This window comes from Herminiimonas sp. GW821-FHT09C12 (assembly GCF_059416385.1).
The window spans coordinates 519,976-536,909 of record NZ_JBWKPC010000001.1 but is presented as its reverse complement, the minus strand read 5'-3'; the positions used below and the strand labels follow the sequence as shown (position 1 = coordinate 536,909).

Here is a 16,934-nt window from a genome sequence, read left to right as displayed (position 1 = left end):
TTTGAAACAAGTACTTCCTCCATCGCAGATTATTTCCCGCGTAGTGGCTTCTATTTTCCCGCGGGCGCATCGTTCAAAATTATTGCATGCCAGCGTTGTGTTTTGCATGGCCAGCGGAATGGCTTATGCGCAGGAAACGACACCGCAAGTAGAAGACACCGTCGTCGTTAAAGGTAAAGCGCTCTCGACCATAGACAAAGCCAAAGTGCGACTGGAGAACGTCGCCGGCAGTGTCAGTGTGGTGAAAAATGCCGATGTGGAAAAAGGTCGTTCATCGACGCTGGAGGATGTGCTCGCTTTTGAACCGGGCGTCTTCGCGCAGTCCACTGGCGGTAACGATGCCATCAAGATTTCCATACGCGGTTCAGGTATTGCCACCGCTGGTGGCGTATTCCGGGAAGGCACTGCATTTCTTTTGGATGGATTGGCGCTGACTGGTTCCGGCGGTACGCCTTATGAATTACTGGAAATGTCCGGGATTGATTACACAGAAGTGCTGCGTGGTGCCAATGCTTTTCAATATGGTGCGTTGGCATTGGGTGGTGCGATTAATCTGGCGACGCATACAGGACGGACGTCGCCTGGTGTGTATGGGCGCTTTGAAGCTGGCAGTTTTGGCTGGCGTAAACAACAGTTGAGTGTAGGCGGTGTATCAGAATCAGGAGACAACGATTACTACGTCAGTGTGAGCAACTCCGAGCGGCGCGGTTATCAGCAAAACACTAACGTCGAGACGAAGGGCATAGTCGGTAACTTTGGTTTTCGCCTGACGCCGCAGTTGGAGACACGTCTCTTTGTTCGTTATCGCGAGGAGTATCACCAAAATCCTGGCCTGCTCACAGTCGCGCAGTTGAAGGCTGATAGCAGGCAGACCGATCCTGCCGTGGTTAATGGGCGTCAAGATGGCACCAAGCCTGGTTCGACTTTCATTGGTAGTAAAACGACTTATACGATCGATGACGTTTCCAAACTCGAGTTTGGTTTGGTTTATCACGATTACCCGCAGATTCTTAATGTGAATGCTCCAGGGGCGACGGGGACACCGAACTATTGGACGTGGAGAGATATCAATGCATCGCTGCGCTATCTGCGTAGTGAGCAACTATTCGGCTTGCAAAGTGAAACCGCAGTCAGCTTTACACGAACCCAGGCTATTAACTCCAGCGTTAAAACGTACAACGGAGCAACAGGGGCTTTACGCAAGTACGCGACGTATGACAGCTCATCCGACACCGTTCTGGCTGCAGGCAATGAACTGCAGCTTAATCCGCGTACCTGGTTATCGACAGGATTATCTGTCGTGAATATACGTCGTGATGTCAACACGCTTTATTCCGATCTTCCTCTTTCAAACGCTGGAACAACATACAGCCATCTTTATGCGGCCCCACGTCTGGGGCTGCGATATGAACTGGCGCCGAAACTTGTCGCGTTTGCCAACGTCAGCCGTTCTATTGATCCGCCAGTTACGTGGGGCTTTACCGGTTCCGGTACCCTCATTAGCCAAAATTACGTCAAAAACCTGACCGAACAAAAGGCCAATACTGTTGAAATCGGTTTGCGTGGAAGTAACGACACCTTCACTGGCAGTGTGGCGCTTTATCGCTCTGCGGTACGCAATGAATTGTTGACGGCGCAAATCCCGGGTGGATTGCCTACCGATATCGAAAAGCGCAACGCCTCGCCGACAGTACACCAAGGGTTGGAAGCTGGACTGGATGCACGTGTGTGGAAAGGCAAAGGTGGCGACAACATCGTTTTGCGCCAGGCGTATACCTATAACGACTTCCATTACAAGAACGATCCTATCTACGGCGCTAACGAATTGCCAGGTCTGCCTAAGCATGTCTACAGCGCAGAAGTGCAATACCAACATCCAAAAGGCTACTACGTTGGCTTCAATGTGCGTGCCGCTTCGAAAACGTGGATCGATTACGCCAACTCATTGGCCGCACCTAATTACACAATCTTTGGTGCCAAGGTTGGCTACGAAGAACCAGGTGGTAAATGGAGCGTCTTCCTCGATCTGAAAAACCTGACTGACAAGGCTTATGCATCAGCTATCAGCCCGCAATACAACGTGCGCGGCTTAGACACCACGCGCGCGATTTATGCAGGTGATGGCTTCGGTGCCTTTGCTGGTGCGTCGTTCCGCTTTTAATCGATCTTTAACTGATCTTTAAATGAAATAAATGAAGGGCTGTAAATATGATGCGGATTGCCAAAGGCAGTGGATCGATCTCTTTGCTGAATGCGCTATTACGCATCAGCTTGCTGGCGGGCGTTTGTGTGTTGAGCGCCTGCTCGTCGGGTGACGCTGACAAACCTGCCGAACAGAAGCAAGCGAATGTAGCCGGGAGTGGAACTGTGCGCGATGGTTTGCTCAGCTATGCACCTGAAGATTATTACCAGCAGAGCGAAGGTAAACCTGGTGGTACTTTGCGCGCAACCGTGGCGCTGGATACTGGGACCTTCGATGTGCATGCTATCTCGCACGGTAATGTGCAGTGGTTGGGTCGCATCCTGTACGACGGTCTGGTTTATCAGGATGAGCAAGGGAATATCTCGCCTTGGTTGGCCAAGTCATGGGACATCTCGCCAGATGGGAAAACGTATACCTTCCATTTGCGCGATGACGTCACTTTCAGCGACGGTGTTCGCTTCAATGCAGAAGCCGTGCAGGTGAATCTGGAACATATGCGCGACCCGGCGACCAAATCGCCTTTGGCCGCTGCCTACATCCGTCCTTATCTGCGTGGTCGCATCGTTGATGAATACACGTTTGAGGCGACGCTGAGCGAGCCGTATACACCTTTCCTCGATGTGCTGGCGCAATCCTGGTTGAGCATGATTTCGCCCAAGCAGATTAAAGAAAATCCCAAGTCGATTGCGGAACATCCGATCGGCTCCGGTCCCTTCGTGCTGGAAAGTTATGTGCGTGCGCAAGGTGCGAACTTCGTCAAACGTGCTGACTACAACTGGGCGCCGCCGGTGGTTCGGCATAAAGGTCCGGCTTATCTGGATCGCATTGAACTGACTTTCGTACCGGAAGCGATGATTCGTTATTCTGCACTGCAGAACGGGCAATCTGATTTCACGCTGGATGCACCGGCACAGAATGCGCAAGCCATACGTGCCGATCCATCTCTGCGTTTCCATAGTCGAGTACGCAAGGGCAATCCATTCCGCAGCCTGACACTTAATGTAGAGAAGGCTCCGTTTAATGATGTGCAAGTGCGGAAGGCTCTGGCGTTTGCGATCGATCGTGATGGTATAGCGTGGATTACCGGCTTTGGCGAGTATCAGTCGAAAGGAGATTTCCTCGCGGCCAATTCGCGCTACTACGATCCTTCTTTTAAAGATGTGCTGACGTATAACGTGGCGGAGTCTAATCGTCTGCTCGATCAGGCTGGCTGGACGGCAAGGGATGATAAAGGTTATCGGGTCAAGGATGGCAAGCGTCTGTCCGCCACCGTGTTGATTGCTGAGAATCCGGCTTTCCCGAATAGTGTTGCGGTCGCAATCCAGGCCGATGCACGCAAGGTCGGCTTTGAATTGAAGATAGAACTGGTGCCGATAGTCGTGGCGACCGATAGACGTTACGCCGGCGATTATGAAGCGCTGGGCGGTGGTTACTGGCATACGAATACACCGGATGGTTTGTACATTCTGTATCACAGCAATTCGATCGCCAGTGAAAAACTGATAGGACAAAACAGTTCGCGTCTGCGTGATCCTGAACTGGATGATGTCTTGGAGCGTGCGCGCCAATCGAATGATCCGGTCGAGTTGAAGGCGCTATACAGCCAGGCGCAACGACGCTTGACGGAGTTGGTGCCGGCCATTCCTGCTTACGAAAGCATTCACATGATTGCCTATCGCAGCAATGTGAAGGGCGTGATTTTTGATACCTCGCATAACACGCCATTGTTTATCGGTGTCTGGCTGGACAAGGAGGCGCCATGAGTTTGCTGAAGCGAATATTGTGGCGCTTGCTGGCTGGCGTGGGCGTGTTGTGGGCTGCGGCGACTTTGACTTTCATCGCCATCAATGTCACAGCAGGTGATACCGCACTGGCCATCGTCGGTGGACCGGATGCGATGCCGACTGCCGAGGTGCTAGCGCAGGTGCGCCTTGAGTATGGGCTGAATGATCCACTGCTGACGCAATACGGACACTATATAAGCAAGCTGGCCAAGGGCGATCTCGGTGAGTCCTATCGCCTGCGTATGCCGGTTGCCAAAGTAATCAGCCAGCAAATCGGCGCGACTATTCAGCTGGCTTTCTGGGCGGCAGTAATTGCGCTGGTGTTGTCGATTGCGCTATCCCTGTTGACGGCCAAGCGCGCACGCTGGATACGCTCATTCTCATCTGGCTCCGAGCTGGTGTTGTCATCGATGCCGGCGTTTGTGCTGGGAATCTTGCTGTTGCTGGCATTCGCTTTCCGTTTGCCCTGGTTTCCCGCCTCCGGTACACAAGGCTGGAAGTCCACGGTATTGCCGGCACTGACATTGGCATTGCCTATCGTTGCCGTATTGACGCAAGTATTGCGGCAGGAACTGGAAGACATACTGGAGCAACCCTTCATCATGACAGCGCGTGCGCGTGGCATGAGTGATGCAGGCGTACGACTGCGCCATGCCTTGCGTCACGCACTGATTCCTATCGTGACCTTGTCCGGTTTTCTCTTTGCCAGTTTATTCGGCAGCGCAGTGATTGTTGAAACATTGTTTGCGCGACAAGGAATAGGCAGTTTGATCGTGCAGGCAGCGAGTGGCAAAGATTTGCCCGTCGTGGTCGGCATTACCTTGCTGATCGCCTTCATCTACGTGATTGTCAATATCGCAGTCGACGTTCTCTACAGCTTCATCGATCCACGCGTGAGGGCTGCATGATGCACAAGAAAATCATGCGTCGCTGCATCATTAGCTGTGCCGCATTATTCATCGGCTATTAGATATTGCTTACTCGGCACGATTCATTTTCATCCTGTGTGCATCAGGACATTCATTTTTATAGAAACAAAGCATCATGACAAATACTGCTACCGCCACTATTCATCATCTTGAACAAAAAACTGCGCCTGCACTTCCGACTTATGAAGAGCTGGCGCAACATTTTCGCCCTATCTTTGCGCGTATTGCAGAAGGTGCGGTGCAGCGCGAACAAGAGCGCGCATTACCGTATGAGCCGGTGCGCTGGTTGCGCGAGGCAGGTTTTGGTCGTGTGCGTATTCCGCAGTTGTATGGCGGCTTTGGCGCAACGATTTCGCAATTCTTTCGTTTGCTGGTGGAGCTGGCGGAGGCTGATTCCAATGTGTCTCATTTATTGCGCGGACACTTTGCTTTTCTGGAGAGCCGTCTTAACCATACCGATGAAGCGGTGCGCGCATTCTGGTTCCCGAAAATTGTCGAAGGCGCATTGATCGGTTATGCAATGGCGGAGTTGACGGAAGTGACCGGTACCAGCGCAACCGTCACACAACAGGATGGCAAGTGGTTCCTGAATGGGAAAAAATATTACAGCACAGGCACTATCTACGCCGACTGGATTGTTGCTTCCGTAGTCGAAGGCGTAGAGCGCGTAAGCGTGGCATTGCCAGCGACCGCGCCAGGTGTGACGCGCGTGGATGATTGGGATGGCTTCGGTCAGCGTATGACGGGCAGCGGCACGACGATATTTGACAACGTCGAGATCTCGGCAGATCACATTACACGTCGTACCACTGGCAAGGATAGTTATGCGCAGTCTTATCAGAAGGCATTCTTGCAATTGATTTTGCTGGCATCTATTTCTGGTGTCGGTCGTGCTGTTAAACGCGACGGCATCGCCTTCGTGCAACGCAAGACGCGCGCCTTCGGTGTGTTGGGTGAATCCAGTCCGCGCCATGATCCGCTGGTGCAACGTGTGGTTGGTCGCTTGGCAAGCTTGTCGTTTGCGGCTGATACGATAGTCGAAGGCATTGCACGCACATTGGATGAAGTGCATCAAGAGCGTCTGGCGGATACCGCCGATGAAGCCTTGTATGTAGAAACCGAGGTCAAGGCATTCCAGGCGCAGCAAATCGTTATTGACCTGGTGTTGCAGGCCAGTACCTTGTTGTTTGAAGTCGGTGGTGCATCCGCTACCAGCGAAACACGTCGTCTGGATAGACACTGGCGCAATGCACGCACGGCTGCTTCGCATAATCCTGCGATCTTCCGCGAGCGTGCGATTGGTGATTACTACTTGAACGGTACGGTGCCGGATGCTGCGTGGATAGAAGCGGAAAAAGAACAGGAAGCGGCGAGGGCGAAAGCGGCCACTGAAGGTAGGGAGTAATCGCTGGGGAATTTATGTGATCGGTATGTGTCTATTGCTTGAATTTTCACAAGAAGGGGTAAAAATTGGCACAGCAGATAGACGCATCTTTGCAACCATATTACGCCGCGCGTGCGTCGGAGTATGACGCGGTTTACCTAAAGCCTGAACGGCAGGCTGATTTGCGTGAGATAGAACAATGGTTGCCATCACATTTTGTTGGCAAGCATATACTGGAAGTGGCATGCGGAACTGGATACTGGACGCAGTTCATTGCGCCAGTTGCATCCGGTATCACGGCTGTCGATGCTGCGGTCGAAACACTGGAGATCGCTGCCAAACGTGTATCCGATGGCAAGCTTGAGTTTCTGGTTGGTGATGCGTATGCCTTGCCGCAAAGAGATGGGAAATTCGATGCTGCATTTGCCGGTTTCTGGTTCTCGCATGTGCCGAAGGCAAGGCAACGGGAATTTCTTTCTGGCTTGAATGCCACTTTGAAACCAGGAGCGAAGGTAGTGTTGCTGGACAATCGTTATGTTGAAGGTAGTAGTTCCGCTATCGTTGAACAAGATAGTGAAGGCAATACTTTTCAAACCAGAACGCTGGGTGATGGTAGCAAGCATCGTGTGCTCAAGAATTTTCCTTCGGAGATTGAGTTGCAGTCTTTGGTGAAGGACTTCTCGAGCAAGGCAACATTCACAGCATGGCCTTTTTTCTGGGCATTTGAATATGAAATTATTTAAGGCAGCAACTAAGTGATACGTCATGCAACAGTCGAGGATGCAGTAGCCATAGCAAAGATACACGTGCGTACATGGCAGACGGCTTACGCTGAAATTTTCCCTGCTGAATTTCTTGCGAATCTTTCAGTTGAAAAGCGCACAGCGGCTTGGCTGGACTTGCTGGCAGACAATCAGAGCACGACCATCGTCGCCGAACATGACGGCGTTATTGCAGGATGGGCATCGGGCGGTGTCAGTCGCGATGCAGATGCTGCGGACAGTTCCGAGTTGCATGCCATCTATGTGTTGCCGGAGTACTGGGGTAAAGGTATTGGTGCCCAGTTAATACTGGCCATCGATGCAATTTTGTCGCAACCTTTGACGACTACTTTGTGGGTATTGCGTGACAATGAGCGTGCTCTTCTCTTTTATGAAAAATTCGGTTTTATAGAAGACGGTGCACAAATCGAATTGGAACGCGGTGGCGTGAAACGTTGGGAAATCAGACTGCGAAAAACGCGTAGCAGGATAGCTTAAGCTTCAGGACGTTCCCAAGCCTGTGATCGTTCTACTGCACGATGCCATGTGTGCAAACGTTGTTCGCGTTCATCGGCAGTCATGTTCGGATCAAAACGCTTTTCCATTTTCCACTGCGCTGCAATCTCTTCTTTCGATTCCCAGAACGACACGCCAAGTCCGGCAAGGTAGGCCGCGCCCAATGCAGTGGTTTCCGTGATGACGGGGCGGATGACGGGCACATCGAGAATATCTGCCTGAAACTGCATCAACAAGTCGTTGTGTGCCGCACCGCCATCCACGCGTAATTCCTGTAACGCAAGCTGCGCATCTTTTTTCATTGCATCCAACAAATCGACGCTTTGATACGCGATGCTTTCCAGTGCGGCGCGTGCAATGTGTGCCTTGTTGCTGCCGCGTGTCATGCCGATGATGGTGCCGCGTGCATAGGAATCCCAATACGGCGCGCCGAGGCCGCTGAAGGCTGGAACGAATACCACGCCGCCGTTATCCGGCACGCTCCTCGCCAGCGCTTCGACGTCAGAGGATTTTTGGATGATGCCTAAACCATCACGCAACCATTGCACGATGGCGCCGCCCATGAAGACGCCGCCTTCGAGCATGTAATCGGTGCGCGCAGATGCGCCTGTACCCAAAGTCCAGCCTATAGTCGTCAATAAATTATTGTGCGATGTAATAGCTTGCTCGCCGGTGTTGAGCAGCATGAAGCAGCCGGTGCCATATGTATTCTTGGCCATGCCTGGTTTGTGACAGGCTTGGCCAAAGGTGGCGGCTTGCTGATCACCCGCGATGCCGGCAATCGGAATCGGGCTACCGAATAACTCTGCGTGGGTATGACTGGTAACGCCGCTGCTGGCGACTACGGTCGGCAATAGCGAGCGTGGAATATCCAGTATGGCGAGTAGTTCATCATCCCATTGCTTGGTGTGGATGTTGAACAGCAGAGTGCGTGAAGCATTGCTGCTGTCTGTCATGTGTTCGCCGGACAGCTTGAAGATCAACCAGCTATCAATGGTGCCGAATGCGAGTTCGCCGCGTTCCGCTTTTGCGCGTGCGTCCGGCGTGTGATCGAGCAACCATTTGACCTTGGTACCGGAAAAATACGAGTCGAGCAGCAGTCCGGTTTTTTGCTGGAATAATTCGGTTTTTCCTTCTGCTCGCAATTGATCGCAGAAAGCCGCGGTACGTCTGTCTTGCCACACGATGGCATTGGCGATCGGTACACCGGTCTTGCGATCCCAGATGACGGTGGTTTCGCGCTGATTGGTGATGCCGATGGCTGCAATATCGGATGCGCTGACCTGATGTTCTTTCAATACTTGCTGTGCGACAGTGAGCTGGGTATCCCAGATCGCATTCGCATCGTGTTCTATCCAGCCCGGCTCCGGATATATCTGCGGATATTCTTGTTGCGCGACGCCGTGTATCTGTCCGTCATGATTGAACAGGATCGCACGTGAACTGGTCGTGCCTTGATCGATCGCGAGTATGAATTTGCTCATCGTGGGCTGAAGTAGATTTAAACGAGATAGGCGTGTTCAGGAAGGCCGGGGACATCGACGCGTACACTCAGTATGCAACCGGACAAGGGGTATTGTTCCAATTCGGCTGCCGGGCGATTCTTGCTGACTGTCGTGATGTAGAGCGTGCGTAAATCATCACCGCCGAAAGCCATCATGGTCGGGCAGCGTGCAGGCACTGCAATCTCATTCAGTACATCGCCGTTTGGCGACAAACGCAGAATTCTTCCACCTTCATACATTGCGCACCAATAAGCGCCTTCGCTATCGACGGTAGCACCGTCCGGACGGCCGCCGTAATTATTCAATTTGTCTGTCGAGAATTGCTTCAACAAACGGCTGCCTGCAATGTCGCCGGTAGCGAGGTCGAATTCATAGGCAAAGATGCGATGTGTAGTGGTATCGGCGTGATATAGGGTTTTGTTATCCGGACTAAAGGCGACACCATTCGATACTGTCGCAAGCTTGCCGCTATCGCGTATGGTGCCGTGTTCAATGCAGTACAACGCCGCATTCGGATGATCACGCGGTTCGTATATCGTGCCTACCCACAGGCGGCCGGCGGCATCGCAGCGGCCATCGTTGAAACGGGTGGTTTTCGGATCGTAAGGCGCATCGGCGATCGCTGTCAGTTTCCCGCTAACGGTGTCCAGTAATGCGAGGCCAGTGCGCAAGGCAACGAGCAGGCCACCGGCAGCGTTAACCGCAATACAACCTGGTTCGGATGGCATGGCCCACTGCTGATGTGCACCGCTGGCCGGAATGTGGCGATGCACGGCGCATCCATCGATATCTATCCAGTACAAGGCAGCTTCCTGCACATGCCACAGCGGGCACTCACCCAATTGCATGCGTGTAGGCAGAAGTGGCTGGATTTCGTGCATCGACATGGCAGTTGCTTTTTGTGGGGGGAATGCGCCATTATGCAGTGAAAATCTTGTGCATAAAGGAGTTTGAATTGAATCAGTCTGCATCTACACCGATCATGAAACCTGTCGTCGCTTTTCTGGGCATAGGCCTGATGGGCAAGCCTATGGCGACCCGCTTGTTGCAGGCAGGTTATGAGGTCACCGCATGGAACCGTACACGCAGCAAGGCGGATGAGCTCGCGCCGCTGGGTGCAAAAGTAGCGGAGCAGGTGGCGGATGCTGTGCGTGAAGCGGATATCGTGATCACCATGCTGGAAGCTGGCCCGATTGTGGCGCAGGTGATAGACGCCGCTTTGCCGGGTTTGCGCCGTGGTGCACTGGTAGTAGAGATGAGCTCGACCCGTCAATCCGAAGCGCAGGAAGTGCATGCCAAACTGGCTGCCGCTGGGGTACGCTTTATCGACGCACCAGTCTCCGGCGGTGTGGTTGGCGCGCAAGCCGGTTCGCTGGCAATCATGGCAGGTGGCAGCGCGGCAGACTTTGCCGATGCAGAAGCTGTGTTGACCGTGATGGGACGTCCGACGCTGGTCGGTCCTGCAGGTTGTGGTCAGATCGCCAAGCTGTGTAATCAGTTGATCGTTGGCGGCACTTTGAATATCGTGGCCGAAGCCTTGTTGCTGGCGCAGGCCGGCGGTGCAGATCCAACTGCAGTGCGGGCGGCGATACGCGGCGGTTTTGCAGAAAGCCGGATTTTGGAAGTGCATGGTCAGCGTATGCTGGAGCGTAACTTCCTGCCGGGTGGTCAGGTCAAGAGTCAGTTCAAGGATCTGGAAAACGTGTTGATCGCAGCAGCCAACGCCGGTTTGCGTTTGCCCGTGACAGAGCTGGTGACGGAAAATTATCAAAGCGTGTTGCAGCGTGCGCCACAAGCCGATCAATCGGCCGTGTTGCTGGCGCTGGAACAAAGCAATCCCGGTCAGCGTTTAGGTAAAGTCGCAGATCAATTGCCTGGCTAAGTACACGGCAATATTGCGTATCGATATGAACATTTATTCGTTTTATCGGTCTACTTGCTTCAACTCTGAACAATGTTCTTCCTGATAATACTCAGACTGTCTTACTCAATGGTTCACCATGCCTAAAGAACGTATCGATTGGCGCGCCGTCTGGCGTTTGATTCAACCTTATTGGGTATCGGAAGAAAAGTGGCGTGCGCGCGGATTGCTGCTCACCATTGTTGCGCTCGCCTTGGGCATGGTCTATCTCGAGGTATTGTTCAATACTTGGAATCGCGAGTTCTATAACGCGCTGGAGACGAAGAACTACAAGGTATTTACCGAGCAGTTGTGGCGCTTTACTTATCTTGCCTTCATCTTCATCGCCGTTGCCATTTACCGTATCTATCTGACGCAAGCGCTGCAAATGCGCTGGCGTATGTGGATGACCAAGCAGTACATGGCACGCTGGTTGAATCATCAGGCTTACTATCGGATCGAACAAACGCACACTGCGGATAATCCGGATCAACGTATCGCAGAAGATTTAAATCTCCTTACCGCCGGAACCTTGTCACTGTCGCTAGGTTTTCTGTCTAGCGTCGTCACGCTGATTTCCTTCATTGGCATCTTGTGGACAGTCAGCGGGCCGATTTCATTCATGCTTGCTTCGCAGGAAATAACGATACCCGGTTACATGGTGTGGTTTGCGATTGCCTATGCCGGTATCGGATCAGTGGTTGTCGGTTTGGTCGGCTGGCCTTTGGTTAGCAAGAATTATTTGCGTCAACGCTTTGAAGCAGATTTTCGTTTCGGCCTGATACGCGTACGTGAGAATGCCGAAGCGGTAGCGCTGTATCGTGGCGAAGGCGAAGAAGGTGTGCAACTGAATGACCGCTTCCAGCGCATACGCGATAACTGGTGGGGCATCATGCGCACCACAAAGAGCTTGAATCTGGTTTCCACTTTCTATTCGCAATTCGCCAATATCTTTCCCTTCCTGATGGCTGCGCCGCGCTATTTTTCCGGCGCGATCACGCTGGGTGGCCTGATGCAAATCAGTTCGGCTTTTGGGCAAGTGCAGGGTGCCTTGTCATGGTTCATTTCTGCTTTTACCGACTTGGCTGAATGGAAGGCCAGCGTTAATCGTCTGGCTGGATTTCATACGGCCGTCGATGCTGCACAAATGGATATAGATGGCGTGACGGTAGAGACGAATAATGTAGGCGCAATTTTGATTGATCGCCTCACATTGAATTTGCCGGATGGACAGCCATTGACGTCTGCGCTGACCGTCGATATCCAGGCCGGTCAGCACATTTTGATTGCAGGGCCATCCGGTTGCGGTAAGTCGACGCTGGTGCGTGCGATTGCCGGTATCTGGCCTTACGGTAGCGGTAATATCGAAATTCCGAAAAGCTGGAAGCTGCTGTTCCTGCCGCAAAAAAGTTATCTACCTATCGGTACCTTGCGCACTGCGGTCGCTTATCCTGCCGGTGAAAAAACGTATACCGATTTGGCGATTCAACATTATTTCGACCTGTGCAAATTGCCGCACCTGAAGCAGCAACTCGATCATGTCGATAACTGGAGTCAGCGTTTGTCTCCCGGCGAGCAGCAACGTGTCGCTTTTGTACGCGCCTTGCTGACGCGGCCGGATGTGCTCTTCATGGATGAGGCAAGTAGTGCGCTGGACACGGAAACGGAAGATCTGGTCTATCAATTAATCGTGCAAGAATTACCGGAAGCAGCGATAGTCAGCGTCGCACATCGTGAGAGCGTGGCGAAGTATCATAAAATGCGTTGGCAGTTCGTCGCAGATACGAGCGCGCCGCTAGTCGACAGCGACGAGTGGCAGCGTGGACAATATACGATTCAATGCACGAAGCAGAGTAAGACATAGCAAATTAATCATCTTGCCATCTAGTGCGAATCACCGAAACAAATACGCTTTGTCTGTGCCGAGCGTAATCATGATGACAAGAACATGAAATTAATTTCCACAATTGCATTGCTATCCTTACTTGCCGGTTGCGCGCAAGTGCCAATCAGTACGGATGCTGACTCTGCTTCGGTCAATACGCGTATCGTTCATTTCTCTGAGGGGGCGCCAGGCAACATGCCATCCGCCTGGGAGCCGATGATCATTCATCGCAACAAGAAGCTGACTGAATATTCTCTGGTTGACGATAATGGAACAACGGTCTTGCATGCGCGTGCAGCCAAGGCGGCATCGGGCTTGATGCAAAAGGTGGACATCGATCCCATGCCGGATCTGATGATCAACTGGAAGTGGCGCATCAACGGTCTGGTCGAATCGGCAAATAATTATGATCGCGGTTTGGAAGATGCACCTGCGCGCATTATTCTGGGTTTCGATGGTGACAAGGATAGTTTGCCTTTCTCTGACCAAATCATGTTTGAAACAGCACGCTTGCTCACGGGACGAGAAGTCCCCTATGCGACGCTGATGTATATCTGGGGACGTAAAGCACCGGTAGGCACAGTGATTCCGAATGCGCGTAGCAATCGCGTCAAGATGGTGGTGGCGGAAAGCGGTCGTGAAGGTATAGGTGAATGGCACAGTTTTACACGCGATATCGTTGCCGATTATGAAAAAGCCTTTGGTGAAAAACCAGGCAAGTTGATAGGCGTCGGTGTGCTGACCGATACCGACAACACGGGTGAAACGGTAGAAGCCTGGTACGGCGATATCAATTTGTTACGCTAGCAGACTACCTTCAATTTGCGCTAGAATGGCGGCAGGCATGACAGGATGCCTGTTCTCGCAAAAGCCGATGCACCTGTTTCTTGTGATTTTTCAGTTCGGATCAGCTGCAACCAAGCAGCAAAAAACCGCACGTTAAACCTTGATGTCGTAGCGAGAAACGACAATATGAAAGGAACGTCATGTGGTCTACATCTCTCCCCGTCGGCAACGACTCCCATAACAATCTCGGCAGCAATCTTTCCAATAGCGATTTTTTACGCAGATATGCGCGTCGTTTATTGCGTAGTGCGCAAGCCAGTGAGCCCAGCAAAGCATTGCCCGTTTTGAGACGCATCATTGCGATGAAGATCATGCCGGAATTGCGCGTTACCGATCTGTATGCCGTGCGTGAAACAGTACAACTCAAACATATCTTGCATACGTTGGCGAAGGAACTTGGCTTTGCTGCGTGGGAAGTGTGCAAGAGCCAGATCGATGCAATGCCGACTGCCATCTTGGATCGCTATCGATTGGAGCTGGGCATGTTTGGCGACTACCAGCAGAACTGGTTTGCCGATGCAGCAACTGCGCGTGATTGGCAGCAGCAGAATGGTGGTTATCTGATTAGTTACGGTCAGCAGGCCGTAGCGATTCTTGCTTAATCAGTGGTGATTTTTTCTGCGCCGGGTTTATTCGGCGCAGAAAATTACTTTATGCCTGCTTCAGGAAAGTCTCTGCCAAGCGCACCCAATAGGTCGCGCCTATAGGCAATAAATCATCGTTGAAGTCATAGCTGGGATTATGCAGATTGCATGGACCCAAGCCGTGTCCAGCCGAGCGGTGATCACCTTCGCCATTACCGATGAATACATAACAACCGGGTTTGTCTTGCAGCATGAAGGCAAAATCCTCCGCGCCCATGGTTGGCTCAACTTTGGGATCTACCTTGTCGACACCGACGATGGACTGCATGACCTCAACCGCGAATGCGGTTTCTTTCGCATGGTTGATCAGTGGTGGATAGTTGCGTCGGAAGTTGAATTTGACCGTTGCATCAAACGCCTGAGCGGTGTGCTCTGCGATTGCGCGCATGCGTGTTTCTATCAAATCCAATACTTTCAGATCGAAGGTACGCACCGTGCCGACCAGCGTTGCATCGTCCGGAATCACATTCGTGGTGCTGCCGGCGTGGATTTGCGTGATCGATAATGCTGCAGCATCGATAGGGCTTTTGTTGCGCGTGATGATGGTTTGCCAGCTCTGTGCAATTTGCACTGCCACCATGATCGGATCGATGCCTTTATGCGGTTGTGCAGCATGCGCACCTTTACCGCTGACGATCACTTCGAATTCATTGCTCGATGCCATCATCGGGCCGGGTGTCACGCTGAATTGGCCGACAGCAATGCCGGGCCAGTTATGCATGCCGAATACTGCTTCCATCGGGCATTGCTCGAACAGGCCGTCATCTATCATGCGCTTCGCACCGCCGCCACCTTCTTCCGCCGGTTGAAAGATCAGATAAATGGTGCCGTCAAAATTCTTGTGTTGCGACAGATAATGCGCAGCACCCAAGAGCATCGCGGTATGGCCATCATGGCCACAGGCATGCATCTTCCCCTGATTTTTGGAGGCGTGAGCAAAGGTGTTGAGTTCTTGTATCGGCAAGGCATCCATATCGGCACGCAAGCCGACTGCGCGTTTGCTGTTGCCATTCTTGATGATGCCGACGACGCCGGTGACGCCCATGCCGCGCACAATGGGTATGCCCCATTCAGTTAATTTTTTCGCGACCAGCTCAGCAGTGTCGCGTTCTTCAAAGCACAACTCAGGATGTGCGTGAATTTCATGACGAATCGCTTGCAATTCGTTGTGAAACTGGATGATGGGATCAATCAACTTCATGGTGTCTCCACATTCTTGCGGCGTGCTTGATTGTCGTTTTGTTTTACGACAACTGTTGCTTGATTTGTACTGCGAGAATTGTCTATCTTACGCCAACTGCGCAGAGTGCGTAACGATGGTGGCGCTGTAATAGAATAGATTTTTAGAAAAATATGGCAGAGCATGCCATGTTCTGGTGCAAGATGGTTTTGCTCATAGCAATACGTATTCCCTTATTACATTATTAAATGGGAAGTATGAATAGTTCGCCGCCATTGCATGTACGTAAAACAATATATCGATGGCAGACATGGATGCTGATTTGCAGCGCCTTGTTGGTTGGCGGTTGTGCGCAAATCAGTTACTACGCGCAAGCGACGCATGGACAATCCTCTTTGCTTGCTGCGGCTAGACCAATAGACGATTTATTGCTTGATCCAGAGGTGGATGGCAAGCTTAAACAGCGGCTTGCCAGGGTCAAGGAGATGCGCCAATTTGCTGTGCAGGATCTGGGTTTGCCGGATAACGCCAGTTATAAAAACTATGCTGATTTGCAGCGGCCATATGCGTTATGGAATGTGGTGGCGACACCGGAATTGTCTATGCAGCCATTGCAATGGTGTTTCCCGGTTGCTGGTTGCGTTAGTTATCGCGGGTATTACAGCAAGGACGATGCGCAGGATTTTGCAGCTAGTCTGCGCGCTGATGGTTACGATGTGCAAATCATAGGCGTACCTACTTATTCGACTTTAGGTTGGTTCAAGGATCCGGTCTTGTCCACGTTTATACGCTTCCCTGATGGTGAGGTGGCGCGACTGATCTTTCATGAGCTGGCGCATCAGGTCGTATATGTCAAAGACGATACGCAATTCAATGAATCTTTTGCCACGACGGTAGAAGAGGTCGGTGTTGAACGTTGGCTGGCAACGCATAGCGATGAGAAAACGCGACTGCTGTATGCTGATTCGGCGCAGCGTAAAAAACAATTCGTCGCCTTGTTGCTGAAGTATCGCCAAAAGCTGGTCGACAATTATGCTGATGATGTGAGCGATGCGGAGAAGCGGGCGAGCAAGAAAGAAATCTTCGCTGCACTGCAAAATGAATATCAGACCTTGAAAGTCTCGTGGGACGGATACTCAGGTTATGACCGCTGGTTTGCCGAGCCTTTGTCGAATGCGCATCTGGCCTCGATTGCGACGTATCATGATTTCGTCCCCGGCTTCCGTGCCTTGTTGCATGAGCAAAAGGACTTTGCCGATTTTTATCGCGCGGTGAGTGAGATGGCGGCGTTGAGCAAGCAGGAACGCGATCAGGAATTAACAAAGCTGGGTGCGTCTGCTTCTACAATCACGCACGCCGGGCGGTAAGCGAGGCCCACGATCATTGATGTATATCAA

14 protein-coding genes are annotated in these 16,934 nt (G+C 52.1%); 11 read left to right on the top strand and 3 right to left on the bottom strand.

Features of this window, described 5'->3' with window-relative positions; genetic code table 11:
* Window position 1 precedes the first annotated feature (1 nt).
* The 6 genes from AC07N2_RS02500 (at window position 2) to AC07N2_RS02475 (ending at window position 7,559) form a co-directional block, all read left to right on the top strand.
* Window positions 2-2,161 carry a TonB-dependent receptor family protein gene (locus tag AC07N2_RS02500; RefSeq protein WP_494776859.1) on the top strand — a complete coding sequence of 720 codons (2,160 nt, stop codon included), beginning with the start codon at window positions 2-4 and terminating at the stop codon, window positions 2,159-2,161.
* 47 nt (window positions 2,162-2,208) lie between these two features.
* On the top strand, window positions 2,209-3,966 hold the full coding sequence (locus tag AC07N2_RS02495; protein WP_494776858.1) for an ABC transporter substrate-binding protein: 1,758 nt from the start codon (window positions 2,209-2,211) through the stop codon (window positions 3,964-3,966).
* Window positions 3,963-4,895 carry an ABC transporter permease gene (locus AC07N2_RS02490; protein WP_494776857.1) on the top strand — a complete coding sequence of 311 codons (933 nt, stop codon included), beginning with the start codon at window positions 3,963-3,965 and terminating at the stop codon, window positions 4,893-4,895. Before AC07N2_RS02495 ends, AC07N2_RS02490 begins: the two co-directional genes overlap by 4 nt.
* Before the next feature lie 136 nt (window positions 4,896-5,031).
* Window positions 5,032-6,321, top strand: a complete 1,290-nt coding sequence (locus AC07N2_RS02485) for an acyl-CoA dehydrogenase family protein (protein ID WP_494776856.1) — start codon at window positions 5,032-5,034, stop codon at window positions 6,319-6,321.
* A 65-nt stretch (window positions 6,322-6,386) separates the two neighbouring features.
* Complete coding sequence (locus AC07N2_RS02480; protein ID WP_494776855.1) at window positions 6,387-7,043, top strand: class I SAM-dependent methyltransferase; 657 nt, start codon at window positions 6,387-6,389, stop codon at window positions 7,041-7,043.
* A gap of 63 nt (window positions 7,044-7,106) precedes the next feature.
* On the top strand, window positions 7,107-7,559 hold the full coding sequence (locus AC07N2_RS02475) for a GNAT family N-acetyltransferase (protein ID WP_494776854.1): 453 nt from the start codon (window positions 7,107-7,109) through the stop codon (window positions 7,557-7,559).
* Here the strand turns inward: AC07N2_RS02475 and glpK are convergent.
* Window positions 7,556-9,061, bottom strand: coding sequence for a glycerol kinase GlpK (gene glpK / locus AC07N2_RS02470; protein WP_494776853.1), 1,506 nt, complete (start codon window positions 9,059-9,061; stop codon window positions 7,556-7,558). The genes AC07N2_RS02475 and glpK overlap by 4 nt on opposite strands.
* Window positions 9,062-9,078: 17 nt before the next feature.
* Window positions 9,079-9,969, bottom strand: coding sequence for an SMP-30/gluconolactonase/LRE family protein (locus AC07N2_RS02465; RefSeq protein WP_494776852.1), 891 nt, complete (start codon window positions 9,967-9,969; stop codon window positions 9,079-9,081).
* A gap of 92 nt (window positions 9,970-10,061) precedes the next feature.
* Between AC07N2_RS02465 and AC07N2_RS02460 the strand changes: the two genes are divergently transcribed.
* The 4 genes from AC07N2_RS02460 to AC07N2_RS02445 all read left to right on the top strand — a co-directional run bounded on the left by AC07N2_RS02460 (window position 10,062) and on the right by AC07N2_RS02445 (window position 14,315).
* The gene (locus AC07N2_RS02460) at window positions 10,062-10,964 is read left to right on the top strand and encodes an NAD(P)-dependent oxidoreductase (RefSeq protein WP_494778099.1); all 903 of its coding nucleotides are present in this window, start codon (window positions 10,062-10,064) and stop codon (window positions 10,962-10,964) included.
* A gap of 118 nt (window positions 10,965-11,082) precedes the next feature.
* Window positions 11,083-12,846 carry an ABC transporter ATP-binding protein/permease gene (locus AC07N2_RS02455; RefSeq protein WP_494776851.1) on the top strand — a complete coding sequence of 588 codons (1,764 nt, stop codon included), beginning with the start codon at window positions 11,083-11,085 and terminating at the stop codon, window positions 12,844-12,846.
* 84 nt (window positions 12,847-12,930) lie between these two features.
* The gene (locus tag AC07N2_RS02450) at window positions 12,931-13,674 is read left to right on the top strand and encodes a DUF3047 domain-containing protein (RefSeq protein WP_494776850.1); all 744 of its coding nucleotides are present in this window, start codon (window positions 12,931-12,933) and stop codon (window positions 13,672-13,674) included.
* A 179-nt stretch (window positions 13,675-13,853) separates the two neighbouring features.
* Window positions 13,854-14,315 carry a hypothetical protein gene (locus AC07N2_RS02445; RefSeq protein WP_494776849.1) on the top strand — a complete coding sequence of 154 codons (462 nt, stop codon included), beginning with the start codon at window positions 13,854-13,856 and terminating at the stop codon, window positions 14,313-14,315.
* Window positions 14,316-14,364: 49 nt separating this feature from the next.
* Here AC07N2_RS02445 and AC07N2_RS02440 read toward each other — a convergent pair whose 3' ends face one another.
* Window positions 14,365-15,558 carry a M20 aminoacylase family protein gene (locus AC07N2_RS02440; protein ID WP_494776848.1) on the bottom strand — a complete coding sequence of 398 codons (1,194 nt, stop codon included), beginning with the start codon at window positions 15,556-15,558 and terminating at the stop codon, window positions 14,365-14,367.
* Window positions 15,559-15,851: 293 nt separating this feature from the next.
* On the opposite strand from AC07N2_RS02440, the gene AC07N2_RS02435 reads away from it, so the two are divergent.
* Window positions 15,852-16,904, top strand: coding sequence for an aminopeptidase (locus tag AC07N2_RS02435; protein ID WP_494776847.1), 1,053 nt, complete (start codon window positions 15,852-15,854; stop codon window positions 16,902-16,904).
* Window positions 16,905-16,934: the final 30 nt, after the last annotated feature.

Excerpts from the sequence above, each read along its gene's own strand:
- AC07N2_RS02445 (WP_494776849.1), top strand. The coding sequence starts at position 13,854 with ATGTGGTCTACATCTCTCCCCGTCGGCAACGACTCCCATAACAATCTC.
- AC07N2_RS02450 (WP_494776850.1), top strand. The coding sequence starts at position 12,931 with ATGAAATTAATTTCCACAATTGCATTGCTATCCTTACTTGCCGGTTGC.
- AC07N2_RS02490 (WP_494776857.1), top strand. The coding sequence starts at position 3,963 with ATGAGTTTGCTGAAGCGAATATTGTGGCGCTTGCTGGCTGGCGTGGGC.
- glpK (WP_494776853.1), bottom strand. The coding sequence starts at position 9,061 with ATGAGCAAATTCATACTCGCGATCGATCAAGGCACGACCAGTTCACGT.
- AC07N2_RS02495 (WP_494776858.1), top strand. The coding sequence starts at position 2,209 with ATGATGCGGATTGCCAAAGGCAGTGGATCGATCTCTTTGCTGAATGCG.
- AC07N2_RS02455 (WP_494776851.1), top strand. The coding sequence starts at position 11,083 with ATGCCTAAAGAACGTATCGATTGGCGCGCCGTCTGGCGTTTGATTCAA.
- AC07N2_RS02435 (WP_494776847.1), top strand. The coding sequence starts at position 15,852 with ATGCTGATTTGCAGCGCCTTGTTGGTTGGCGGTTGTGCGCAAATCAGT.
- AC07N2_RS02440 (WP_494776848.1), bottom strand. The coding sequence starts at position 15,558 with ATGAAGTTGATTGATCCCATCATCCAGTTTCACAACGAATTGCAAGCG.
- AC07N2_RS02465 (WP_494776852.1), bottom strand. The coding sequence starts at position 9,969 with ATGTCGATGCACGAAATCCAGCCACTTCTGCCTACACGCATGCAATTG.
- AC07N2_RS02485 (WP_494776856.1), top strand. The coding sequence starts at position 5,032 with ATGACAAATACTGCTACCGCCACTATTCATCATCTTGAACAAAAAACT.